The following is a 653-nucleotide window of genomic DNA, read 5'->3' as shown; positions in this document are numbered from 1 at the left end:
TTGGCGGTTTGAGCTCTGGTTAGAAGCTGAACGCCTTTGATTTGTACTTCTGCTGTCGGAAGTTGAGTTAATAGCCCTTCGAGGGTATGAGTGAGGTTTTCTACACCACGCAAAATCGCAGCTATTGGGTTGTTCAGTTCATGGGCCACGCCTGCAACCAACTGGCCGAGCATGGCCATTTTTTCTCTTTCAATCAGTTGTTGATGAGCAGATTCAAGTGACTCGAGTGTTTTCTGCAATTGTAATTTTGTGTTGATGCTTCTCTGTAATCGGCGATTGAAATGACGAAGAAGTAAGTTCGTAAATAGGGGGAGAAGGTTTGAGTCACTCTGCATTACTTTACGGAACACATTTCTATCAAGTTTAATTACTTCTGTTTCGGTAAGCGTAAGTGCAGTAGAAAAGGAGCATTCCCCAGTTACAAATGACATGCCGCCGACAATGTTCCCTTTGGTATGGCGAACCACTTCTCGCTGCATACCTTGTTCGTCTCTTTTGTAAAGCGCCACTTCTCCGCTGGTTATGAACCATAAAAAGCTGTTAGGTTCCCCTTCACCCGTCAGCAAATGCTCAGGAGAGTAGGTTCGACAAGCTTTTGTTTCGTCATTTGCTTTGAAAAATTGTTGCAAGGCAGAGATTACTTGTTCTGCCAG

Annotated in this window: 1 protein-coding gene; it reads right to left on the bottom strand. The window is 44.3% G+C overall.

The window, feature by feature from the left end; all coding sequences use genetic code 11:
* Positions 1 to 653, bottom strand: a 653-nt coding sequence (locus R7044_RS25970; RefSeq protein WP_225456091.1) for a cyclic nucleotide-binding domain-containing protein, incomplete at both ends; no start/stop codon positions are given.

It is taken from the genome of Vibrio sp. 1402, assembly GCF_033340275.1.
This window is presented reverse-complemented; position numbering and strand designations above follow the sequence as displayed.